Here is a 22,986-nt window from a genome sequence, read left to right on the forward strand (position 1 = left end):
CTGGATGGTCGGGGTGGGACGCGGGGTGGGACGGGAAGCGCGGGCCGCATTGTCAACGAGTCCGGTGACGGCCAGCGGTCAAGGGCGGGGCAGCGGTGTCTGGCGCGAGATTCTGCCCGTCAATGACCCGCCAGTGCACCACTTCGGCGGGCCTTGAATGAGGGGTGGATCGAAAACCGTGCATGTGTCTGGATTTGCGTGCAGGACGCTACAGCGCAACGCAAGCCCCGCGCCATCCCACAAAACAGGCCGTTGTGAGGAATGGTTCGCAATCACCTTGTCATGGTCGCAGTGACAATTCGACATCGACACAGGCAGTCCGCGGTGCTGCGATCCCACGAGCCAGGGATGGCGCTTTCGCATCGTGTCAACGATATTCGGTGCAGGACGCGGCCGGGGCCAGTTGCCCGAGCAGTCACCGCGTTGGCAGAACACTTGCTTTCAAGAACAAAGGGGCGGCGCCCGACGCGGCAGCCGTTTGGAGGTCACTCTAGATGGAACAGTCGGAACTGCAGCGGCGCCACGGCCATCGCCGGGGCTGGGTTCACAGCCACGGCGCCACCCTGGTCGATCTCTTGCGCATCGTCGATGCCGCATGGATTCTGGCGGGCCTGTGGATCACCGAGCAATGGGTCGGTGTGAGCTGGCATGACCGGCACCTGACGATCGGCCTGCTGGCCGTGGGCTTCTTCACCGCGGCTGCAGGCCAATGGACGCTGTACCGCTCGTGGCGCGTGTCGCCGCTTCGAACGGAGCTGGAGCGGGCGGTGTCGTGCTGGGCCGTGTCCATGCTGCTGCTGGCCGCCGTGCTCTACTTCTTCGACCCTGCGCCCGACGTGCCGCGTTCGCTGCTGCCGCTGTGGGGCTTCACCGTCATGGTGTTGATGCTCGGCACGCGCGTGGTGTCTCGGCTGGTGCTGCGCACGCTGCGCCGCAATGGGCGCAACTTCCGCACCGCGGCCATCGTGGGCGCCAACGAGACGGGCCACAGCATCGCCGGCCTGATGCGCCGCAGCACCTGGATGGGCATGGTCGTCGCCGGCATCTACGACGACCGTGCACCGCAGGCCTCGCGCACCCATCCCGAGATGAAGCTCGATGGCGGCATCGATGTGCTCATCCAGCGCGTGGAGCGCGGCGAGATCGACGTGGTCTACATCGTGCTGCCGCTGCGCGCGGAGCTGCGCATCCAGCAGGTGGTCGACCGCCTGCGCGACTCGATGGTGCAGATCCTCTTCGTGCCCGACTTCTCCGCCTTCGGCCTGCTGCATGCGAGCTGGGAAGTGCTGGGCGGAATGCCCATGGTGAGCCTGATGGACACGCCTCACCGCGGTTTCGAGGGCGCCTCCAAGCGGCTCTTTGACATCGTGATGTCGTCGCTGATCCTCACCCTCATCGCGGTGCCGCTGCTGTGCATCGCGGTGGCGATCAAGACCACCTCGCGCGGGCCGGTCATCTTCCGCCAGCGCCGCTACGGCCTGGACGGCAAGGAGTTCGAGATCTACAAGTTCCGCTCCATGACCACGGTGGAGGACGGCAAGAACGAGTTCAAGCAGGCCACGAAGAACGACGTGCGCATCACCCCGCTGGGCGCCTTCCTGCGCCGCACGTCGCTCGATGAACTGCCGCAGATCATCAACGTGCTGCAAGGCCGCATGTCGCTGGTGGGGCCGCGCCCGCACCCGGTGGCGCTCAACGAGACGCAGCGCAAGCTCATCGACAACTACATGCTCAGGCACAAGGTGCGCCCGGGCATCACGGGGTGGGCGCAGGTCAATGGTTTCCGCGGCGAGACGGACACGCCGGAGAAGATGCTCAATCGCATTCGCTGCGACCTGGAGTACATCAACTACTGGTCGCTGAAGCTGGACATCAAGATTCTCTGGATGACCATCTTCAAAGTCCTCGACGATCCCAACGCCTACTGAATTCGGCTACTTGTAGGCCTTCAGCACGGCGTGATGCATGTTCTCGGGCATGTTGCGCTGCCCGTAGCGGAAGGTGGTCACGAGTTCGACGCGGCTGAAGCCGGCGTCCTTCACCATCTGCTGTAGCGCGGCGAGGCTGAAGCGCCACCAGGTCACGTCGTCGCGTCCTCCGCGGTACTCCATCAACGGCATGCCGCCGAAGTGTTCCAGCTCGGGGAAGTAGACGTCCGAGATGATGGCGTACTCGCGGCAGACGTGGGCCATGTTCTGCAAGGCCTTCACCGGGCTGTTGATGTGCAGCAGGAAGTCGCCGGCGTGCACGATGTCGAACATGCCGAACTTGTCGGGATGCAGGTCGTACACGTTGCAGGCGACGCGCTGCACCTTGGACTTCAGCTCGCGCTTGGCGAGCTCGAAGCCCTTGCCGAAGCGCACGGCCAGCTGCTCTGGCGTGGCCCTGGCGAGCAGGGCGGGTTGCCAGTCGAGGTCGGCTGGCTTGTCCAGGTCCAGCGCGATGACTTCGGCCGCCCCGCGCCGCTCGAACTCGAAGGCCCAGAAGCCGTCGAAGGTGGCCACGTCGAGCACTCGCTTGCCGGCCAGGCTGGTCGGCAACTGATAGCGGTCGATGAGCGGGCCATGGTCGAATTGGCCGGGCGTGCGCAGCCCGTTGCCGAGGTCGATGGTGTGGTACCAGTACTGCGAGGCCACTTCCTCTTCGAGGGTGGAGGGCGCCTTGGCGGCTGCTGCCGGCATGGTCTGGGCCTGCGCATCGGCCGCCGGAGGGCGCGGTCCGCGAACCTTGTTCACGAAGGAATTCCAGGCCCCGCCGCTGAACGAGATGGCCACGCCGGCGCCTGCCCGATCTGCATTGACGGACAGCTTAAGTCCGCCCAGGCGGAAGCTCTTGTAGACCATGGAACCCTTCCCGACTTGATGGCTGCGCAGTGTATCGGCGCACTGCGGTGCGCCCTGTGACGGATGTCGCCGCTTGGCGCATGCCATGCAGTTGGCATGCCAGAAGATACTGTATATATTCACAGTATGCGTCACGGCAAAACCATTCGCCTCGTTTCCGAAGCGCCTGCGGGCAGCGCGCCTGTGAAGGGCCGGGGCACAGCCTGGGCGATCGAGCATCGCTACTCCTCGCAGGTGAGCGAGAGTTTCGACGACGGCTGGGGCACGGCCGAGCAGGAAGCGACCGAGGAGCACCTGCCGCCGGCCACGCAGATCATCGAGGAGCGGGTGAAGTCCGTGCTGTCCAGCAACGAGTCGCCCGACATCGGCTTCGACCTCTCGGTCAATCCTTACCGAGGCTGCGAGCACGGCTGCGTGTACTGCTTCGCCCGGCCCACGCACAGCTACCTCAACATGTCGCCGGGGCTGGACTTCGAGACCAAGATCATCGCGAAGGTGAATGCAGCAGAGAAGCTGCGCGAAGCCCTCGCCAGCAAGAGCTACGAGCCGCTGATGCTCAACATCGGCGCGGCCACCGACGCCTACCAGCCCATCGAGCGCAAGCTGCGCATCACGCGCTCGGTGATCGAGGTGCTGTCCGAATGCGAGCATCCGTTTTCCATGGTCACGAAGTCATCGGGCATCGAGCGGGACCTCGACCTGGTGGCGCCGATGGCGCAGAAGCGGCTGGTGGCCATCTACGTCTCCATCACCTCGCTCGACCCCGAGCTGGCGCGCATCCTGGAGCCTCGAGCCGCGGCGCCCCACAGGCGGCTCAAGACCATCGAGGCGCTGGCCAAGGCGGGCGTGCCGGTGGGCGTGAGCGTGTCGCCGATCATTCCCTTCATCAACGAGCCGGAGCTGGAGAAGATCCTCGAAGCGGCGGCCGATGCGGGCGCCACCTCGGCCTTCTCCATCGTGCTGCGCCTGCCCTGGGAGGTGAACCCCATCTTCCAGCAGTGGCTGGACCAGCACTTCCCCGAGCGTGCCGCACGCGTCATGGCGCGCGTTCGCGAGATGCGAGGCGGCAAGGACTACGACGCGAAGTTCGGTGCCCGATTGAAAGGCGAGGGCGTGTGGGCGCAACTGCTGCACCAGCGCTACAGCAAGGCCACCGCCAGGCTGGGGCTGAACCGCACGCGGGTGGAGTTGGACCTCACCCGGTTCAAGCGGCCACGGCCGCCCTCGAAGAACGGGCAGGGCGAGCTGTTCTGATCAGGCTCAGTCGCGCAGGTCGGGCTCGAAGAAAATCCAGCGCACGTCGGGGAAGTGCTCCCGCAGGCCTTTCTCGACGCGGTTGATCGCCTCCACCAGCGCGACGTCGCTGGGTTGCGGTGCCATCTGGGCCTTCACGGCCAGCATGATTTCACCGCCCAACTGCTGGGTGAGCAGGTTGAACACCTTGTTCACCTCGGGCTGCGCTTCCAGGTGCGCACGCATCTGCGCGATGCGCTGCGGCGTGGCGCTCTGGCCCACCAGCAGGGCCTTCACCTCCACACCCACCAGCACTGCCACCACCACCAGCAGCACGCCGATGGCGATGGAACCCACCGCGTCCCACATCGGGTTGCCGGTGAGGATGGACAGCAGGATGAAGCCGAAGGCCAGCACCAGGCCGCCCAGCGCGGCCAGGTCTTCACCCAGCACCACCAGCAGCTCGCTCTGGCGCGAGGTCTTGAACCATTGCCACAGGCTTTGCTCGCCACGGTCTTTCTTGATCTCGCCCAGGCAACCCCACAGCGACATGCCTTCGGCCGCGATGCTGAAGGCGAGGATTCCCACCGCCACCCAGGCGTACTTCACCGGCTCGGTGTCGTGCAGCTTGTGGACGCCCTCGTAGATGGAGAACAGGCCGCCCATGCTGAAGAGCATCAGCGCGACGATGAAGCTCCAGAAGTAGATCGCCTTGCCGAAGCCCAGCGGGTGGTCCGCCGTGGGTGCACTCTTGGCCTCCTTCAGGCCCCAGATCAGCAGCGCCTGGTTGCCGCAGTCGGCATAGGAGTGGATCGCCTCGGCCAGCATGGACGACGAGCCGGTGAACACCGCGCCGGCGGTCTTGGCGACCGCGATGGCGAAGTTGGCGCCCAGCGCGAAGAGGATGGACTTGAGGGAATCGGCTTGTGCGGACATGCGGCCTGTAACCTGACGGGAGCTTGACTTGCGAAGTCCGCGAGCCTACCTCAAATCAAGGCCATTACCGAGGGCCGCACTGAGCCGTCATGTCCAACGCCTGCTGGTATTCCTTGGCTCGCACGCCGGCCAAGCCCAGCACGGTGTGGAAGAGGTTGTCATGGCTGAGCGGCTTGCTTTGCTGCGACGCGAGGCATGCGGTGAGCGGATGCCGCGGCGGCAGCCACACCACCATCGGCACATGAGTCTGTTCGCGAGGTGCGACGGCATAGGGCAGGCCATGCAGGTACAGGTTGTTCTCGCCCAGCGATTCGCCGTGGTCGGATACGTAGAGCAAGGCCGGCGCAGAGTCGGCCTCGCGGGCCTTGAGCCAGTCCACCGCCATCGCCAGCACGTGGTCGGTGTAGGCGACGGAGTTGTCGTAGGCGTGGATGAGCGACTCATGCTCGCACTGCTGCAGCACGTTGGTCGTGCACTCCGGCGTGAACGGCTTGCGCTCGGGCGGCGAGCGCTTGTAGTAGGCCGGGCCGTGGCTGCCCATCTGGTGCAGCACGATCACCGTGCCCTTGGCGCGGCGCTCGGCGGGCAGGGTGGCCAGGCGCCGGTCCAGCCCGTGCAGCAGGGCCTCGTCGAAGCATTCACCTTCCGAGTCGCACAGCGTGGCGGGCAGTGTCTTGTCGTCGCCGGTTTCGGCATTGGGCACGCGCGTGCACAGGCCCTTGCAGCCGGCCTGGTTGTCCAGCCACAGCACCGCGTAGCCGGCGCGCTGCAGCACGTCCAGCAAGTTCTCGTGGTCGCGATCGGCGGCGTTGAATTCCTTGCGGCCCAGGTGCGAGAACATGCAGGGCAGCGAGGCGGCCGTGCTGGTGCCGCAGGAACTCACCTCGGTGAAGCTCAGTACCTGGCGCTCGGCCAGCTCCGGGTTCGTGCGCTGCTTGTAGCCATTCAGCGAGAAGTGGTCCGCCCGCGCCGTCTCGCCGACGACCAGCAGCAGCAAGGGTGGCTTTGCGTCGGCAGCGCGAGGCAGCGCGGCGGCATCCAGGCCGATGGCCAGCGGCGGGCCCTTGGGCTTGGCTTGCCCCTCGGCGGCCAGCACGCCCAGCGAGAAAAAGGAGTTCAGCGGATTGATGAGGTAGCGCAACTGCCGGTGGTTGCGCATGGTGGCCGAGAGGTCGGCGAAGAGCGCGAACACGATGGCCACCACGAGCGCGATCGATGCGAGCACGGCCACGGCGTTGCGTGCGAGCTGCCGCCAACCGCTGGTGGGCAGAAGGCGAACGCGCCACAGGCCCCACAGCGGCGGTGCGGCCAGCAACGCCACCACCAGCACCATCCGCCCGCTCAGCAAGTCGCGTGTCTCGCGTGCGTTGGTCTGCAGCACGTTGGTCATCATGGTCGGGTCGATGACCACGCCATACGCGCCCATGAAGTGCGCGCCGAAGGCCGCGGCCAGCACGAAAAATGCGGCCATGGGCTTGATGGTGAAACGCGAGGCGAAGACGGTGAGCAGCGCGAAGGTCAGCGCCATCACCGCGAGCATGAAGCCGGCAATGAACACTAGCCCTCGCGCCGATGACATCTCCGGCAGCCGTGCCAGCGCCTGCCACAGCGGCCAGTTGGAGAACGCGCCGATCCATGCGGCGGTGGCAAGGGCGAGGGTGGTCGGGTTCAGTGAGATCGGCGGACGAGGCATCCGCCGATTGTGTCGCAGGGCCGGTGCTCAGGCCGCAGGCTGGGCGGTGGCCGGCGCAGGTGCGGCCGGTGCCGCGCGCAGGCTGAGCCCGCCGGCCGAGCGGCCGCCTTGCTTGCTGCCGCCGATGAGGTGCGCCCCCTGCGAGCAATAGCGTTGCGACAGTTCGCGGGCACGCGCCTGCAGGGATTCGACGTCGGCAATCTTCTCGTGGTGGCGCTGCGCGACCAGTCCGGCCAGCTCGATGAGCTTGGCGTTGCGCGTCTCCGCCCCGCTGGCCAGCAGCAGCCTCACCGCGTCGGCCGGTGCACCGTTCATCGCCGCGCCCATGGCTTTTTCGGCGGTGGCGGAAATGCTTGCATGCGTCTCGCGCACGATGGTCGCCGTGGGCTCAGTGCCCTGTGCGGAGGCAATCAGCATCTCCATCGACGCCCGTGACACGCAAAAGCGCTGCGCGATGCGCTGCACCTGCGAGGGCATCTCGTCGAGCTGGATCTCCGAGGAGTTCAGCCGTGCCCACAAGGCGATGAGGTTGCTGGCCGCCTCCATGTCCATGTCGGGGCTGTCGATCTCCGAGGTGAGTTCGCGCACCATGCGCATGGCTTCGGCCACCTTCTTGGCCTGCATGGTGCGCAGGGTGTCGATCACGCCCTGGAAGCGCACCAGGCGCCGGCTCTCGGGCTGCTTTTCCATGCGACGCGACAGGTGGTCATAGGTGCGCTGCAAGGCCTTCGGGTCCTTCGCATCGAACTGCAGCAGGGCCAGCAGCACCAGGGCATGGTCGTCGAACATCTTCGAGGCCACGCCGATCACGCAGGCCCGGTCCAGCGCGGACATGGCCTGGTCGGACTGCCCCGCGAAGAAGGCCAGGGTGCCGGCATGCAGCAGCCGCGTCACGCTGCCGGGCGTGAGCTCCGCCGCCTTCTGGTAGATCTCGAAGGCCTGCTGCATCTCGCCTTGTTCGACCAGCACGCGGCCGAGCACGTCGTAGGAGTCGGCGAACTGCGGCATCTCGCCGATGAGGGCGTCCAGGGTCCGGCGTGCCGGCACGACCTGGCCCGAGGCGAGCTGCGAGCGCGCGATGCCGAGCTTGGCCCAGGGTAGGGCGCGCGCCTCGACCACCGCCGCATACAGCTGCTGGGCTTCGACGTGCTTCTCCAATCGCAGGTACAGCTCGGCGCCGATGCGCGCCGCATACAGCCAGTAAGGCGCACGCTTCTCGAACCGGGCCTGGCACAGCTGTGCCGCCGCGCCGAAGTCGCCGCGCTCAATGGCCTCGAAGATGTGCCGCAGCACGCGCTTGCGCTTGCGGGCTTCCAGCACCCGGTCGCCCAGGCTGGTGGCGTTGTGGGGCTTGAGGAGGTAGCCGTCCAGGGCGGATTCGGCGGCTTCGGTCACCTTGGCATAAGAGGCCTCGCCGGTGACCATCAGGAAGACGGTGGAGAAGGGCAGCAACTGCTCGCGGCGAAGTTCGTCGAGCAGGTCCTGGCCGGACATCTCGCTGCCTTCGAAGTGGTAGTCGCACAGCACCACGTCGAAATGCCGGTTCTCCAGGATGTTGCGTGCATCCTTCACGCGGCCGGTCTGCACCACCGTGCCCACGCCGAAGTCGCGCAGCTGCGCCGTCAGCACGCTGCGTGATGTCGGATTGCCGTCGACGACGAGCGCGCGGCAGTTGTGGATATCGTGGTCGAGACGAGACATGGTTCGGACAAAACCCCACTGCCGTTATCGGCAAGCTCTCGTCCGACTGTAGAACTTGCACGAGCGGCCGCACCTGGGGTTTGTGCCCTGGGGTGTGATGCCTGCCCGCATCCCCTGGCACCAGGAATGAAAAAGGGCCGCCGCGGCGACCCTTGTTTCACTTGAACAGGTCCTTGACCCGGTCCGACCAGCTCTTGCTGTTGGGCGAATGCCGGTCTCCGCTCTTGCGGAAGGACTCGTCCAGCTCCTTGAGCAGCTTGCGCTGGTGCTCGGTGAGCTTGACCGGCGTCTCCACCTGCACGTGGCAGTACAGGTCGCCCGGGTAGCTGGAGCGCACGCCCTTGATGCCCTTGCCGCGCAGGCGGAAGGTCTTGCCGTGCTGGGTGCCCTCGGGCAACTCGATCTCGGCCTTGCCGCCCAGCGTGGGCACCTCGATCCCGCCGCCCAGCGCCGCCGTGGTCAGCGACACCGGCACCGTGCAATGCAGGTCGTCGCCGTCGCGCTCGAAGATCTCGTGCTGCTTGAGGCGGATCTCGATGTACAGGTCCCCCGGCGGCCCGCCGTTGGTGCCCGGCTCGCCGTTGCCGGCCGAGCGGATGCGCATGCCTTCGTTGATGCCCGCCGGGATCTTCACCTCCAGCGTCTTGTTCTTCTTGATCTTGCCCTGGCCATGGCACGCCGTGCAGGGCTCGGGGATGATCTTGCCGGTGCCGTGGCAGTTCGGGCAGGTCTGCTGGATGCTGAAGAAGCCCTGGCGCAGGTGCACCGTGCCCGAGCCGTTGCAGGTGGTGCAGACCTTGGGCGAGGTGCCCGGCTTGGCGCCTGTGCCGTGACAGGTTTCGCAGCCTTCCCAGCTCGGGATGCGGATCTGCGTTTCCTTGCCGGTGGCCGCTTCTTCCAGCGTGATCTCCATGGCGTAGCTCAGGTCCGCGCCGCGGTAGACCTGCTGGCCCTGGGCACGGCGTGCGCCGCCAGCACCGCCGAAGATGTCGCCGAAGATGTCGCCGAAGGCTTCCGCAAAGCCACCGAAGCCTTCCGCACCCGGCCCGCCCGGACGGAAGCCCGCGCCGCCCATGTTCGGGTCCACGCCCGCGTGGCCGTACTGGTCGTAGGCCGCGCGCTTCTGGCCGTCGGACAGCATCTCGTAGGCCTCCTTGGCCTCCTTGAAGCTTTCTTCCGCCTTCTTGGCCCCCTCGCCCTGGTTGCGGTCGGGGTGGTACTTCATGGCCAGCTTGCGGTAGGCCTTCTTGATGTCGTCCTCGCTGGCGTTCTTCGCCACCCCCAGGACTTCGTAGTAATCGCGCTTTGCCATTGCTTTATCCGCTTGATCCGTCGAACTCATTCAAACGAGAACGCCGCGCCAAGCTTCCGACACGGCCGTCGGGCACTCGAACGCGGCGATGCGCCGGGGAGGAAACCCACCCCGGTGCCGACCATCACTTGCGGTCCTTGACTTCCTTGAAGTCCGCGTCCACGACGTTGTCGTCGGCTGCGGCGGAGGCGGAAGCCTTCGGAGCCTCGGCGCTGGCGCCTTGGGCCGCGCCGGCCGCGGCATCAGCCGCTTGTGCCTGGGCGTAGACCTTCTCGCCGAGCTTCTGGCTCGCCATGACGAGTGCTTCGGTCTTGGACTCGATCTCCGCCTTGTCTTCGCTCTTGAGCGCTTCCTCGGCGGTCTTCAGCGCGGCCTCGACCTTTTCCTTCTCGCCAGCTTCGAGCTTGTCGCCGTGTTCGGCAAGGCTCTTTTTCACGCTGTGGATCATCGCGTCGGCCGAGTTGCGGGCCTGGATGAGCTCGAGCTTCTTCTTGTCTTCCGCCGCGTTGAGCTCGGCGTCCTTCACCATCTTCTGGATCTCGTCTTCCGACAGGCCCGAGTTCGCCTTGATGGTGATCTTGTTTTCCTTGCCCGTGCCCTTGTCCTTGGCGCTCACGTGCAGGATGCCGTTGGCGTCGATGTCGAAGGTCACCTCGATCTGCGGCATGCCGCGCGGTGCGGGCGGGATGCCTTCCAGGTTGAACTCGCCCAGGCTCTTGTTGCCCGAGGCCATCTCGCGCTCGCCCTGGTAGACCTTGATGGTCACGGCCGGCTGGTTGTCGTCGGCGGTGGAGAAAGTCTGCGCGAACTTGGTCGGGATGGTCGTGTTCTTCTGGATCATCTTGGTCATCACGCCGCCCAGCGTCTCGATACCGAGCGACAGCGGCGTCACGTCCAGCAGCAGCACGTCCTTGCGGTCGCCGGCCAGCACCTGGCCCTGGATGGCCGCGCCCACGGCGACGGCTTCGTCAGGGTTCACGTCCTTGCGCGGCTCCTTGCCGAAGAACTCCTTGACCTTGTCCTGCACCTTGGGCATGCGGGTCATGCCGCCCACGAGGATCACGTCGTCGATCTGGCCCACGCTCACGCCGGCATCCTTGATGGCGGTGCGGCACGGGGCAATGGTGCGCTCGATCAGGTCTTCCACCAGCGCTTCGAGCTTGGCACGCGAGAGCTTGATGTTCAGGTGCTTCGGGCCCGAGGCGTCGGCCGTGATGTAGGGCAGGTTGATGTCGGTCTGCGCGCTGTTCGACAGTTCGATCTTGGCCTTTTCGGCGGACTCCTTCAGGCGCTGCAGCGCGAGCACGTCCTTCGAGAGATCAACGCCTTGTTCTTTCTTGAACTCGGCAATGATGTAGTCGATGATGCGCTGGTCGAAGTCTTCGCCGCCCAGGAAGGTGTCGCCGTTGGTCGACAGCACTTCGAACTGCTTCTCGCCGTCCACGTCGGCGATCTCGATGATGGAGATGTCGAAGGTGCCGCCGCCCAGGTCATACACGGCGATCTTGCGGTCACCCTTCTCGTTCTTGTCCAGGCCGAAGGCGAGCGCTGCCGCGGTGGGCTCGTTGATGATGCGCTTGACATCCAGGCCCGCGATGCGGCCGGCGTCCTTGGTGGCCTGGCGCTGCGAGTCGTTGAAGTACGCAGGCACGGTGATGACGGCTTCGGTCACCGGCTCGCCCAGGTAGTCCTCGGCGGTCTTCTTCATCTTGCGCAGCACTTCGGCGCTGATCTGCGGAGGCGCGAGCTTGTTGTTGCGCACCTCGACCCAGGCGTCGCCGTTGTCGGCCGAGCTGATCTTGTAGGGCATCAGGTCGATGTCCTTTTGCACTTCCTTCTCGGTGAACTTGCGGCCGATCAGGCGCTTGACGGCGTACAGCGTGTTGCGCGGGTTGGTGACGGCCTGGCGCTTGGCCGAAGCGCCGACGAGGATCTCGCCGTCTTCCTGGTACGCGACGATCGATGGCGTGGTGCGGGCACCTTCGCTGTTCTCGATCACCTTCGTGTTGTTGCCTTCCATGATGGCCACGCACGAGTTCGTGGTGCCGAGGTCGATGCCGATGATTTTGGCCATGTTGGTTCTCCTGAAACTGAAATTCGGTTGTCTTCGAGTTGTGGATAACTGTCGCTATTTCAAGGGTGCAAGCGCCTGTGGATGTCCCCTCAGACACCCCTTGGCATCACTTGGGCGCAGCGACCGTCACGAGCGCCGGACGCAGCACGCGCTCGGCAATGAGATAGCCCTTTTGCAGCACCGCGACCACGGTGTTCGCGTCCTGATCGGCAGGCACCATGCTGATGGCCTGGTGTTGATGCGGATCAAACTTCGTTCCGGCGCTGGGGCTGATCTCGATCACCTTGTTGCGCTCCAGGGCCTGGGCCAGCTGGCGCAGCGTGGCATGCACGCCCTCGAGCAGTTGCTCAGGCGTGGCGTTCTGGATGCCGATGGCGGCTTCGAGGCTGTCCTTCACGGGCAGCAGGCTCTCGGCAAAGCTCTCGATGGCGAACTTGCGGGCCTTGGACATTTCCTCCTCGGCGCGGCGGCGGGTGTTTTCCGCGTCCGCCTTGGCCCGGAGGTAGGCATCGGCCACTTCGGCGTGCTTGGCTTCCAGCTCGTTCAGGCGGGCCAGCGCATCGGAATCGGGGGAAGTTGCCGGCGCAACCCCGTTGTCCGCAGTGGTGGCGGGGTTGGCGGCTTGCTGCGTGTCCTGGGTGTTTTGTTCTGTCGTCATGTCAGGTCTCGTTTCCACAGCCGCCGATCTGGGGCCGGCTGCGCGTCTTTCAAGAGGGGATCGGAACTTCCACTTCATTGAACTGAAGTGGGTGCAATCTGGCCGGGATCAAGCTGGATTCTTGCTGCCGCAAGGGTTAATCAGGGGTGGAATGCCTCATTCGGGCTCGGCCGTGGCGCTCCAGCGGTTCCAGTCGGCCAGCTTGCGACGGTCCCGCTTGGTCGGGCGGCCCTGTTCGATGGCCTGCGACGGCTCGGCGCCGAAGCGCCGCTGCTCGGCCTGCTGCTCGCGGTGGGCGATGCTCTCGGCCGTTTCCTCGTACAGCTTCTGGGCCACCGGCGCGGGGCCGCGCACTTCACTCAGGTCCTGGACCTTCACCGTGCGAATGACGCCCTCGCGGCGCATCTCGATCAGGTCACCCACGCGCACCGAACGGGCCGGCTTGGCCGCCTGCTCGTTCACGCTCACCCGGCCCTTGCCGATCTCGTCCACGGCAAGGCTGCGCGTCTTGTAGAAGCGTGCCGCCCACAGCCACTTGTCCAGCCTGACCTCGTCCATGCCTGAAATCGTAGTCCTCTGAAAAGCCGTGCCTGGGTGAGGGGTGTCAGGCCCTGGCGCCCATGGCCAGGGCGCGTTCACGCTCGGCAGCCAGCGCGGCGGGATCATCCGCGCCCGTGGTGGGCCAGCCTTGCAGGTGGCGCATGGCGATGGACGACATCGCCGCGATCCACTCGTGCTGGTCGTTCAGGCAGGGGATGTAGTGGAACTCGGCGCCGCCGGCCTTCGTGTAGGCCGCTCGCGCTTCCTGGTTGATCTCTTCCAGCGTCTCCAGGCAGTCCGAGGTGAAGCCCGGGCACATCACATCCACCCGCTTCACCCCTTGCTTTGCCAGCTTGACGAGCGTGGGCTCGGTGTAGGGCTGCAGCCATTCGGCCTTGCCGAAGCGGCTCTGGAAGGTCACCAGCACCTGCTCGGGCTTGTAGCTCAGCCGCTCGGCCAGCAGGCGCGCGGTCTTCTGGCATTCGCAGTGGTAGGGGTCGCCCAACGCCAGGGTGCGCTTGGGCACGCCGTGGAAACTCAGCACGAGCTTCTCGGGGCGGCCGTGGGTTTGCGAATGCTCGATCACGCGGCGCGCCAGCGCCTCGATGTAGAGCGCATCGTCGTGGTAGCGATTGACGAAGCGCAGCTCGGGCAGCGAGCGCTGGGTGGCCGCCCAGGCATAGACCGCATCGAACACGCTGGCCGTGGTGGCGGCGCAGTACTGCGGGTACAGCGGCAGGATGAGCATGCGGTTGACGCCCATGCCCTTGAGTTCGTCGAGCACCGAGGCGATGGACGGGCTGCCGTAGCGCATCGCATGGCGCACCGTGACACGCTGCCCGCGCTGGCCCAGGTAGCCCGCGAGCAGCTTGGCCTGCTTGTCGGTCCAGACCCGCAGCGGCGAGCCCTCGGGCGTCCAGATGCTGGCGTACTTGGCGGCCGACTTCGCCGGCCGCGTGCGCAAGATGATGCCGTGCAGGATGGGCCACCACACGAAGCGCGGGATCTCCACCACGCGCTTGTCGCTCAGGAACTCGGCCAGGTACTTGCGCAGTGCCGGTGCCGTGGGCGCATCGGGCGTGCCCAGGTTGCACAGCACGATGGCCGTGCGCGGCGTGGCCGGCGACTGGCCGTGGCTGTGAGCGGGTTCGGGCGCGAAACGCAGCATGCGAAGGCGAAGGTGCGACGAAGCGCGGGATTATCTCCCCGTCCTGCGGCTTGCCAGTCAAGGGCTCAAGACTGAAGCCGCCTGGCGCAGAGCTCGTCCAGGTCGCCCAGGATCTTCGCGATGTTGATCGGCTTGGACCAGTAGCCCGCGAATCCCGCATCGGCGGCGCGCTGCATGTCGTCGGGCATGGCATCGGCGCTGCACATGAAGGCCGGCACCTCGGCCAGGCCGGGCTCGCGGCGCAGGCGCTCCAGCAGCTCGAAGCCGTCCATGCCGGGCAGGTGGGCGTCCAGCACCAGCACGTCGGGCGTCCAGCCGCGCACCTGGTGCAGCGCCTCGGCCCCGTCTTCGGCCAGCCGCAACTCCACGCCGTCGCGAAGCCGCAGGGCTTCCTCGAACAGGATGGCGTTGATGCGGTTGTCCTCGACGTAGAGCATGCGCAGGGCAGGCACCGTCTGCGGTGTCATCGCTGCGATGGGCGCGGGCGGGCGCTGCGGCGTGTCGACCGCGGCGCTGTTCGTGTGTTCGTGGGCTTCAGGGGTGAAAGGCAACATCGTTTGCTGGGCCATGGCAAGTTCGACGACCACGCGGGTACCCACACCCGCACTGCTGGCGACATGGAGCGATCCGCCCATGGCGACCGTGAGGCTTCTGGCGATGATGAGACCGAGCCCCGTGCCCTCGATGGTCGAGGTCTCGCGGCCCAGGCGTTCAAAGGGTTGGAACAGGCGTTCAAGCTGCGCGGGCTTGAGGCCCGAGCCGGTGTCTTCCACGCTCAGGCGCACCCGCGACTGTTCGGTGTCCAGCTCGACCGACCAGCGAACGACGCCGGCAGGGCGGTTGAACTTCACGGCGTTGGAGGCGATGTTCATCAGCACCTGCCGCAGGCGGCGCTCGTCGGCGCGCACCTCGATGCCGGTGGGCACGAAGTTGTCGAAGCGCACGCCGCGGTCCTGCGCGGCACCTTCGAGCAGGCCGATGACCTGCGTGACCACGCTGTCCAGCGGCACGTCGGCGGTGTCCAGCTCGACGCGGCCTTCCTCCACATGCTGCAGGTCGAGCACGTCGTTGGTCAGCGCCAGCAGGTGCTCGCCGGCGCGCAGCACGTGTTCGGCGTACTCGCGAACCTCGTCGGGGTCGGGCGTGCCCTGGCGGCTGAGCAGCAACTGCGTGAAGCCAATGACAGCGTTCAGCGGCGTGCGCATCTCGTGGCTCATGCGCGAGAGGAATTCGCTCTTGGCGATGTGAGCCAGCTCGGCGGCCCGCTTGTCGCGCAGGCTGGATTCGGCGTGGCGCTGGCTGGTCACGTCGATCATCGTGCCCACCATGCGCGTGGCACGGCCATTCTTCGCTCGGCGCACCACCTTGCCGGTGTTGAGCACCCACACGTCGTGGCCGTGCTTGTGGCGCATGCGGTGCTCCACCGCGTAGACCGGCGTTTCACCGCGCAGGTGGGCGGCGAGCTTGGCCTTGGCGTGAGACAGGTCGTCGGGGTGGATGCGGCACAGCCATTCCTTCACCTGCGTGCCGACCTCGTTGCCGGCGTGGCCGACGATGGCTTTCCACGCATCGCTGAAGTACAGGCCATGCTTGTCGGAATCCCAGTCCCACACGCCCTGGCCACCGCCTTCGAGGGCGAGGCGCCAGCGCTCGTCGCTGGCCTGCATCTCTTCCAGCGCGCGGGCCTTGGCGCGCACTTCCTTCAGGCGTTCGGTGAAGATCTGGGCGGCCACGGCAGCCAGGTCTTGCAGGCCTTGCCGAAGCGTTTCGGTGGCCACGCGTTCTCGCGGATCCAGGCAGCACACGGCGCCCAGGGCCCGGCCTTCGACCACGATGGGTGCGCCGGCGTAGAAGCGGCCGTGCGGCGCCTGCGTGACCAGCGGGCTGCTGCGAAAGCGCGGATCGATGCGGGCGTCTTCCACCACGAGGACGTGGGGAGAGAGGATGGTGTGGGCGCAGAAGGCGTCGGACCGCACCGTCTCGCGGGCCGGCATGCCCATGCAGGCCTTGAACCATTGGCGTTGCGAATCGACCAGGCTCAGCGCACCGATCGGGCAGCCGGTCAGCATGACGGCAAGCCTGGCGATGGCGTCGAACGCCGGCTCGACGGGGCAGTCGAGGATGTCCAACTCGTGCAGCAGCCGCACGCGCTCTTCTTCGTCGGCAGGCAGGTCGGGCAGGTTCATGAAGGACGACTGCAGGCGCAGGTCGCCAACTGTAGCGGACAATCTCCGCATGGCCCCGTGAAGCAATGCAAGGGGTAACACGGGTAGGCAGTTCCTGATGACCCCAGAATCGATTCCGCTGATCAAGGCAATCACGCTCGACCTTGACGACACCCTGTGGCCCATTGCGCCGGCCATCTACCGCGCCGAGCTGGCGCTGCATGCCTGGCTCACGGTTCAGGCGCCGAAGACGGCGCAGGCCTTTGACGTTGCGGCCTTGCGCGCCAAGCGCGACGAGGTGGCCTTGAAGCGGCCGGACATTGCGCATGATTTCACGCAGGTGCGGCACGAGAGCCTGAGGCTCGCACTGCTGGAGTCGGGCGATGACCCGGCCTTGTCACGAGAGGCCTTCGAGGTGTTCTTCGCGGCACGGCACGAGCTGGAGCTGTACCCCGAGGTTGAGGACGCCATCCGGCGCCTGGCCTCGCGCTATCCGCTGATGGCACTGAGCAACGGCAATGCCGATATCGCCCGGACGATGCTCGGGCCGTGGTTCCGCGGGGCCATCAGTGCTAGGGCGTTCGGCGTGGGCAAGCCTGATGCGCGCATCTTCCACGAGGCCTGCCGGCGCCTGAGCCTGGAGCCCGTACAGGTGCTGCACGTGGGGGACGACCTGGAGCTGGACGTTCTGGGCGCACGCAATGCCGGGCTGCACACTTTCTGGCTGCGCCGCGAGGGTTGCGAGCCGATGGATGACGCCCGGTCAGCGGGGTTGGCGACGGTGTCCTGCCTCAGGACGCTGGCGGACCGGCTGGGCATTCCGGCCGGCTGAGAAAACTCAGAGGTCCGAACCGGCCTGCGGCTGGGTGTCCGCGAACTTCATCACCTCGAAGCGCACCACCGGCGCGGTGATGTCCGCCGGCGGCGAGCCCAGGCCGATGACACCGCTGCCGTGCAGCGTGCAGGTGCCGCGGCGCAGGCTCACGATCTCCGAGTCGCCGGAGAAGCGCACGTAGGTGCCGTTGTAGCTGAGGTCGGTGAGCTGGAAGGTGCCGCCGTGCCAGTCGATGCGCACGTGCGAGCGCGAGACGCGCGAGTCGTCGATGCAGTAGGTGGCCTGCGGGCTGCGGCCCAGCACCACCGGCAGGCTGTGCGGCGAATAGACGCGGTTGGTGTCCAGCCAGACCAAGCGGATGCCCTCGGGCTCAGGCGCGCGGAGGATGTCGCCGTAGGCCGTGGCCGCGGTGTCGCCCCAGCGGTGGGCTTCCAGCAGGTGCACGTACACCGGCTCGACGCGGCCGCGCAGCTGGAGGCGGTCCAGGCTGCGAAAGCGCGATCGCTCCAGCGGGTCCAGCGCGTCGAGCACGGCGGAGGTGACGAGCGTTTCGTTGTCGCCAGCGTGGTCCAGCAGGCGAGCGGCGACGTTCACGGCATCACCGAAGTAGTCGTCGGCCATCTCCACCACCTCGCCCAGCGCCAGGCCGACCTGCAGCTTCAGGGCAGGGCGGGGTGTTCCGTCGGAGGGGCGGGTGCCGATACGCTCGAGCTGGTCGTGCATCTCGTCGGCGGCCATCACGGCGGCCGAGGCGGACACGAACATGGCCATGAGGCCATCGCCCAGGGTCTTGACGACAACACCATCGCAGTTCTTGACCACGTGCCCGAGCAGCGCCACGCTTTGCGTGACCACGGAAGTGGCTTCGGTGTTGCCCAGCGTCTCGTAGAGCGCCGTGCTGCCGCGCAGGTCGGCGAACAGGACGGTGCGCTGGATGATCTGGCTCATGGGTCGGGAGTTTATCGCCGGCCGTGACATTGATCACGAAAAAACGGCTCCGAGAAGGAGCCGTTTTCCATGGATCACCGCGGATCCCGGCATTCGCCGGGACGACGCGTCAAGGCATCACAGGTTGTCCAGATACGTGCGCAGCTTGTCCGAACGGCTGGGATGCTTCAGCTTGCGGATCGCCTTTGCCTCGATCTGGCGGATGCGTTCGCGCGTCACGTCGAACTGCTTGCCCACTTCTTCCAGCGTGTGGTCGGTGGACATCTCGATGCCGAAGCGCATGCGCAGCACCTTGGCTTCGCGCGGCGTGAGCGAATCGAGGATGTCCTTGACCACGTCGCGAAGACCCGCCTGCATCGCGGCCTCGATGGGCGCGGTGTTGTTGGTGTCTTCGATGAAGTCGCCCAGGTGGGAATCGTCGTCGTCGCCGATCGGCGTTTCCATGGAGATCGGCTCCTTGGCGATCTTCATGATCTTGCGGATCTTGTCCTCAGGGATCTCCATCTTCTCGGCCAGCGTCGGCGCATCCGGCTCGAAGCCGAATTCCTGCAAATGCTGGCGCGAGATGCGGTTCATCTTGTTGATCGTCTCGATCATGTGCACCGGGATGCGGATGGTGCGCGCCTGGTCGGCGATCGAGCGGGTGATGGCCTGGCGGATCCACCACGTCGCGTAGGTCGAGAACTTGTAGCCGCGGCGGTATTCGAACTTGTCCACCGCCTTCATCAGGCCGATGTTGCCTTCCTGGATGAGGTCCAGGAACTGCAGGCCGCGGTTGGTGTACTTCTTCGCGATGGAGATAACCAGGCGCAGGTTGGCCTCGATCATCTCCTTCTTCGCGTCGCGCGAGGCCTTCTCGCCCTCGTTCATGCGGCGGTTGATTTCCTTCAGGTCTTCCAGCGGCACGACGGCCCGGGCCTGCTGGTCGATCAGCTTCTTCTGCAGCTCCTGCACCGGCGGCAGGTTGCGCGAGAGCACCGTGCTGTAGGGCTTGGCCGACGCGACTTCCTTCTCCGCCCACTTCAGGTTGAGGATGTTGGGGGGGAAGTGCTTGATGAAGTATTCCTGCGGCATGCCGCACTTGTCCACGAGGATCTTGCGCAGCTCGCGCTCGTAGCGGCGCACGTCGTCCACCTGCGAACGCAGGATGGCGCACAGCTTCTCGATGGTCTTGACGGTGAAGCGGATGGTCATCAGCTCGTCGCTGATGGCATGCTGGGCCTTGTTGTACGACGGCGACTTGTAGCCTTCCTTCTCGAAGGCCTTGCGCATCTTGTCGAAGTTCGTGCGCAGCTCGTTGAACTTGGTCAGCGCCGCGGACTTCAGCTCTTCCAGCTTCTTGGTCAGTGCCTTGGAGCCGCCCTGGCCGTCGTCGTCGTCTTCCTCGTCGAAGAAGTCCACGTCTTCTTCAGCCACGTAGTCGTCGGCCTCGTCTTCGGAGACGAAGCCATCGACCACCTCGGAGATCTGCATCTCACCGGCGGCGATCTTGTCGGCGTAGGCGAGGATCTCGGCGATGGTGGTGGGCGAGGCGGAGATGGCCAGCATCATGGCCTGCAGGCCGCCTTCGATGCGCTTGGCGATCTCGATTTCGCCTTCGCGGGTCAGCAGCTCGACGGTGCCCATCTCGCGCATGTACATGCGCACGGGGTCGGTGGTGCGGCCGAATTCGGAGTCCACCGTGGACAGCGCAGCTTCAGCGGCTTCCTCGGCTTCTTCTTCGGTCGCGGTGGTGGTGCCGCCGCCGGCGATCAGCAGCGTGGCGGCATCGGGGGCCTGCTCGTAGACCGCGATGCCCATGTCGTTGAGCATCGAGACGATGGCCTCGAGGATTTCGTTGTCGACCAGCTTCTCGGGCAAGTGGTCGTTGATTTCCTGGTGGGTCAGGAAACCACGCGTCTTGCCCATCTTGATGAGGGTCTTCAGCTCCTGGCGGCGCTTGGCGACTTCCTCTTCGGTGAGCGCCGTCTCGTCCAGGCCGAATTCACGCATCAGCGCGCGCTCCTTGGCGCGCGACACCTTCATGCGCAGGGGCTTGGCCTTGGCGGCCTTGGCCTCGCCTTCATCGACAGCCTCGGCTTCGGGTTCCCCTTCCAGCTCGGCTTCGAGGTCGGAAAAGTCTTCTTCCTCTTCAGCGGCGCCGGGCTTCTTGGCGGTGGCCTTCTCTTCCTTGGGCTTGCGGCCGCGCTTGGCCTTCGTGTCTTCCGCGGCCGGCTTGGCGGCCTTCGCGGCGGGCTTGGCCGCGGCGGTGGCAGTCTTCTTCTTGTCTTCGGCTTCGGCCTTCGCACCCTTGGGGGCGGCGGCGGTCTTGGCGGCAGGCTTGGGAGCGGGGGCTGGGGCGCTCTTCTTCGCGGTCATGCAATTCCTCGGATGATGATGGGCTTCACGGCCTTGCACCGGCAGGCGTCAATGGCGCAGCGGGCCCATCAGGGCATGTTGTGCGATTGATGAAATCTGCAAGAGACAAAGCTGGCGCCGGCGCGGATTCGTCAATGCCGCGGGGTTCGAGATGAATCCCGTGGGACAGACGGCGATCGGCCGGCATGGCGGACAAGCTCACGTGAACCTTTTTCATGCAGCCCTTGCGGGGAAGGTTGGCCTTGCGTGGGGACCCTGGTTCAAAGGGTGGCCGGGGCCCGGAGGTGCTGCTTCACTCTTGCCGCGTAACAAACCCTCAATTATCGTCCAGGAAAGAGTCCCCGTCAAAGTGACAAGGGTTTGAATTCTTCGATCCTGTGGCGTTTGACGGGTTGGCGCAACGGCCTGGCGCGGGTGTTCAGCGTTCGGGCTCGTTCATCTTGGCGATCTTCGCCTTCAGACGCGCCTGGGTGGCCATGAGTTCCTTGCCGCGCTGCTGGGCGTCGGGCGAGAGGGAGCCCGAGTCGAAGAGCAGCTTGAGTTCGTCCTCCGCCGCCTGCAGCCGCAGCCGTTCCAGCAGGATGGCCAGCTCGGCGGCCAGGTCGGCCTGCGGGTCGGGGTCGTGGAAGGCGGCCATGCGCTCGATGACCGGGACGGCGTCCACGTCCGCTGCCTGGGCGCGCAGTTCGGGCATCAGCGCCTGGGCGGCCATGGGGCCATGGTCGTGCACCTGGCGCTCCAGGCAGTTGAAGAAGGCGTCGTAGGGGGCTGACTGCTGGGCCAGCAGGTCGTGGGATTCGCCGTCCAGCGCCAGCAACAGGTCGCTGCGCTGCACCAGGAGCCACAGGGCGCGGTCCAGCAGGTTGGCCGTGCCGCGGCTGACTCGGCTGCCCGCGGCACGGGGTGTGAAGCGGCGAGGACGAGGCGCGCCATTGCCATCCCGATCCGGCTCGTCGTAAGCCTGCGACTCCCGTGACCGCTGGCGCGCGTGGCCGCCAGCCTGGGCTTGCGACGAGCCCCACAGCGATGTCAGGTCGGCCACGTCCATGCGCCCCTGCTGCGCCAGGTCGGCATGGATCTGCCGCTTGAGCACACCATCGGGCAGTGCCATCCACATGGGCCGCGCGTTGGAGAGCATGCGCGCGCGGCCCTCCGCGGTGTCGAGGTCGCAAGCTTCCCCGGCCGCCTCCAGCAACTGGCGCGACAGCGGCACGGCCTGCTGCACGTACTGGTCGAAGGCCTCGGTGCCGAACTCGCGCACATAGGAGTCGGGGTCGTGCTCGGACGGCAGGAACAGGAACCGGATGCTGCGCGTGTCGGTGGCGTGGGGCAGGGCGGCTTCCAGTGCGCGGCCCGCGGCACGCCGGCCGGCGGCATCGCCATCGAAGCTGAAGATCACCGACTCCGTGAAGCGAAAGAGCTTCTGCACGTGGTCGGCGGTACAGGCCGTGCCCAGCGTCGCGACCGCGTTCGGAAAGCCCAGCTGCGCCAGCGCGACCACGTCCATGTAGCCCTCGACGACCAGCACGTAGCCCTTCTGCCGAAGCGCGGCGCGCGCCTCGAACAGGCCGTACAGCTCGCGGCCCTTGCTGAAGACGGGCGTTTCCGGCGAGTTGAGATATTTCGGCTCGCCCTTGTCGAGCACGCGGCCGCCGAAGCCGATCACCTCGCCCTGCACCGAGCGAATCGGGAACATCACGCGATCCCTGAATCGGTCGTAGCGCTTGCGGTCCGCCTCGTTGCCGCTGTCGGCCTCGTGCGTGATGACCAGGCCGCTCTCCTCCAGCAGCGGGTCGTCGTAGCGGGGGAAGGCGCTGGCCAGGCTGCGCCAGCCCTCGGGCGCGTAGCCCAGGCCGAAGCGCGCGGCGATCTGTCCGCTCAGGCCCCGCCCCTTGAGGTAGGCAATGGCGCGCTGGCTTTCCTTCAACTGCTGCTTGTAGTGCTCGGCGGCCTTGGCCAGCACGTCGGTGAGCGTGGACTGGCGCTGTTTCGCGGCCTGGGCGCGCTCGCGCTCCTCGGGCGTGCTGGTGTCCTCGGGCACGGTCATGCCCACCTGCTGCGCCAGGTCGTGCACGGCGTCGACGAAGCCCGCGCCGGTGTGCTCCATCAGGAAGCGCAGCGCATTGCCGTGCACGCCGCAGCCGAAGCAGTGGTAGGTCTGCCGGGTGGGGCTGACGATGAAGCTGGGCGACTTCTCCCCGTGGAAGGGGCACAGGCCCTTGTGGTTGATGCCCGCCTTCTTCAGGTCGACATGGCGCCCCACGATCTCCACGATGTCGGCGCGGCTGAGGAGGTCGTCGATGAAGTTCTGCGGGATCACGGGCAGGAGTCTAGAGGGTCCGCTCAGTAGAGGCGGGCATCGAAGTTCACCGTTGTGCGGCGGGGTTCACCGCGCCGGTGCGATGGCGGGAGACTTTTGCAACGATTTTCTTGTCCTTGCGCCGCCATTGAGGGATTTCCCAGGGTGGCCCGAGCCTTGCGAGGCAAAACATATCGATACACTGCGCCGCGCGAACGGCCAT

The 22,986-nt window shown here is 66.3% G+C and carries 15 protein-coding genes and 1 pseudogene; 3 read left to right on the plus strand and 13 right to left on the minus strand.

Annotated elements, in window-relative coordinates:
- Positions 1–494 precede the first annotated feature (494 nt).
- A complete protein-coding gene (locus DZC73_RS24235; protein WP_124542953.1) occupies positions 495–1,928 on the plus strand; it encodes an undecaprenyl-phosphate glucose phosphotransferase in 1,434 nt (477 codons plus the stop codon).
- A gap of 6 nt (positions 1,929–1,934) precedes the next feature.
- Here DZC73_RS24235 and DZC73_RS24240 read toward each other — a convergent pair whose 3' ends face one another.
- A complete protein-coding gene (locus DZC73_RS24240; RefSeq protein ID WP_161974720.1) occupies positions 1,935–2,843 on the minus strand; it encodes a class I SAM-dependent methyltransferase in 909 nt (302 codons plus the stop codon).
- Between the two features lie 126 nt (positions 2,844–2,969).
- Here DZC73_RS24240 and DZC73_RS24245 point away from each other — a divergent pair, with 126 nt between their 5' ends.
- The gene (locus DZC73_RS24245; protein ID WP_124542955.1) at positions 2,970–4,097 is read left to right on the plus strand and encodes a PA0069 family radical SAM protein; all 1,128 of its coding nucleotides are present in this window, start codon (positions 2,970–2,972) and stop codon (positions 4,095–4,097) included.
- A 6-nt stretch (positions 4,098–4,103) separates the two neighbouring features.
- Here the strand turns inward: DZC73_RS24245 and DZC73_RS24250 are convergent, their stop codons facing one another.
- The 9 genes and pseudogenes from DZC73_RS24250 to DZC73_RS24290 form a co-directional block, all read right to left on the minus strand.
- Complete coding sequence (locus DZC73_RS24250) at positions 4,104–5,012, minus strand: cation diffusion facilitator family transporter (RefSeq protein WP_124542956.1); 909 nt, start codon at positions 5,010–5,012, stop codon at positions 4,104–4,106.
- A 64-nt stretch (positions 5,013–5,076) separates the two neighbouring features.
- Entirely contained in the window at positions 5,077–6,705 is a 1,629-nt protein-coding gene (locus DZC73_RS24255) for a phosphoethanolamine transferase (RefSeq protein WP_124542957.1), read from the minus strand.
- Between the two features lie 27 nt (positions 6,706–6,732).
- A complete protein-coding gene (locus DZC73_RS24260; protein ID WP_124542958.1) occupies positions 6,733–8,406 on the minus strand; it encodes a response regulator in 1,674 nt (557 codons plus the stop codon).
- A 157-nt stretch (positions 8,407–8,563) separates the two neighbouring features.
- Complete coding sequence (gene dnaJ, locus DZC73_RS24265; RefSeq protein ID WP_124542959.1) at positions 8,564–9,718, minus strand: molecular chaperone DnaJ; 1,155 nt, start codon at positions 9,716–9,718, stop codon at positions 8,564–8,566.
- Positions 9,719–9,842: 124 nt separating this feature from the next.
- Positions 9,843–11,807: pseudogene (gene dnaK, locus DZC73_RS24270) on the minus strand (molecular chaperone DnaK); the annotation flags it as partial.
- A 91-nt stretch (positions 11,808–11,898) separates the two neighbouring features.
- Positions 11,899–12,450: a nucleotide exchange factor GrpE gene (gene grpE, locus DZC73_RS24275; RefSeq protein ID WP_124542961.1), complete on the minus strand. Its 552-nt coding sequence runs from the start codon at positions 12,448–12,450 to the stop codon at positions 11,899–11,901.
- 156 nt (positions 12,451–12,606) lie between these two features.
- Positions 12,607–13,008: an RNA-binding S4 domain-containing protein gene (locus tag DZC73_RS24280; RefSeq protein ID WP_124542962.1), complete on the minus strand. Its 402-nt coding sequence runs from the start codon at positions 13,006–13,008 to the stop codon at positions 12,607–12,609.
- 46 nt (positions 13,009–13,054) lie between these two features.
- Entirely contained in the window at positions 13,055–14,158 is a 1,104-nt protein-coding gene (hemH, locus tag DZC73_RS24285; protein ID WP_407924126.1) for a ferrochelatase, read from the minus strand.
- Between the two features lie 65 nt (positions 14,159–14,223).
- Positions 14,224–16,344, minus strand: coding sequence for an ATP-binding protein (locus tag DZC73_RS24290; RefSeq protein WP_161974721.1), 2,121 nt, complete (start codon positions 16,342–16,344; stop codon positions 14,224–14,226).
- 97 nt (positions 16,345–16,441) lie between these two features.
- Between DZC73_RS24290 and DZC73_RS24295 the strand changes: the two genes are divergently transcribed.
- Positions 16,442–17,155 carry an HAD family hydrolase gene (locus DZC73_RS24295; RefSeq protein WP_124542964.1) on the plus strand — a complete coding sequence of 238 codons (714 nt, stop codon included), beginning with the start codon at positions 16,442–16,444 and terminating at the stop codon, positions 17,153–17,155.
- A 6-nt stretch (positions 17,156–17,161) separates the two neighbouring features.
- On the opposite strand, the gene DZC73_RS24300 is transcribed toward DZC73_RS24295, so the two are convergent.
- From DZC73_RS24300 to dnaG, 3 genes are all read right to left on the minus strand, one after another.
- The gene (locus DZC73_RS24300; RefSeq protein WP_124542965.1) at positions 17,162–18,106 is read right to left on the minus strand and encodes an adenylate/guanylate cyclase domain-containing protein; all 945 of its coding nucleotides are present in this window, start codon (positions 18,104–18,106) and stop codon (positions 17,162–17,164) included.
- Positions 18,107–18,223: 117 nt separating this feature from the next.
- Entirely contained in the window at positions 18,224–20,464 is a 2,241-nt protein-coding gene (gene rpoD, locus DZC73_RS24305) for an RNA polymerase sigma factor RpoD (RefSeq protein ID WP_124542966.1), read from the minus strand.
- Between the two features lie 418 nt (positions 20,465–20,882).
- Positions 20,883–22,784, minus strand: coding sequence for a DNA primase (gene dnaG, locus DZC73_RS24310; protein ID WP_124542967.1), 1,902 nt, complete (start codon positions 22,782–22,784; stop codon positions 20,883–20,885).
- Positions 22,785–22,986 lie beyond the last annotated feature (202 nt).

This window comes from Rhizobacter terrae (assembly GCF_003852895.1).
GTDB classification, from domain to species: Bacteria; Pseudomonadota; Gammaproteobacteria; order Burkholderiales; family Burkholderiaceae_C; genus Albitalea; species Albitalea terrae.

Coding starts and splice junctions, on each gene's coding strand:
- DZC73_RS24240 (WP_161974720.1), bottom strand. CDS start 2,843: ATGGTCTACAAGAGCTTCCGCCTGGGCGGACTTAAGCTGTCCGTCAAT.
- DZC73_RS24235 (WP_124542953.1), top strand. CDS start 495: ATGGAACAGTCGGAACTGCAGCGGCGCCACGGCCATCGCCGGGGCTGG.
- DZC73_RS24245 (WP_124542955.1), top strand. CDS start 2,970: ATGCGTCACGGCAAAACCATTCGCCTCGTTTCCGAAGCGCCTGCGGGC.
- grpE (WP_124542961.1), bottom strand. CDS start 12,450: ATGACGACAGAACAAAACACCCAGGACACGCAGCAAGCCGCCAACCCC.
- DZC73_RS24290 (WP_161974721.1), bottom strand. CDS start 16,344: ATGAACCTGCCCGACCTGCCTGCCGACGAAGAAGAGCGCGTGCGGCTG.
- DZC73_RS24280 (WP_124542962.1), bottom strand. CDS start 13,008: ATGGACGAGGTCAGGCTGGACAAGTGGCTGTGGGCGGCACGCTTCTAC.
- rpoD (WP_124542966.1), bottom strand. CDS start 20,464: ATGACCGCGAAGAAGAGCGCCCCAGCCCCCGCTCCCAAGCCTGCCGCC.
- DZC73_RS24255 (WP_124542957.1), bottom strand. CDS start 6,705: ATGCCTCGTCCGCCGATCTCACTGAACCCGACCACCCTCGCCCTTGCC.
- DZC73_RS24250 (WP_124542956.1), bottom strand. CDS start 5,012: ATGTCCGCACAAGCCGATTCCCTCAAGTCCATCCTCTTCGCGCTGGGC.
- dnaJ (WP_124542959.1), bottom strand. CDS start 9,718: ATGGCAAAGCGCGATTACTACGAAGTCCTGGGGGTGGCGAAGAACGCC.
- DZC73_RS24260 (WP_124542958.1), bottom strand. CDS start 8,406: ATGTCTCGTCTCGACCACGATATCCACAACTGCCGCGCGCTCGTCGTC.
- hemH (WP_407924126.1), bottom strand. CDS start 14,158: ATGCTGCGTTTCGCGCCCGAACCCGCTCACAGCCACGGCCAGTCGCCG.
- DZC73_RS24295 (WP_124542964.1), top strand. CDS start 16,442: ATGACCCCAGAATCGATTCCGCTGATCAAGGCAATCACGCTCGACCTT.
- DZC73_RS24300 (WP_124542965.1), bottom strand. CDS start 18,106: ATGAGCCAGATCATCCAGCGCACCGTCCTGTTCGCCGACCTGCGCGGC.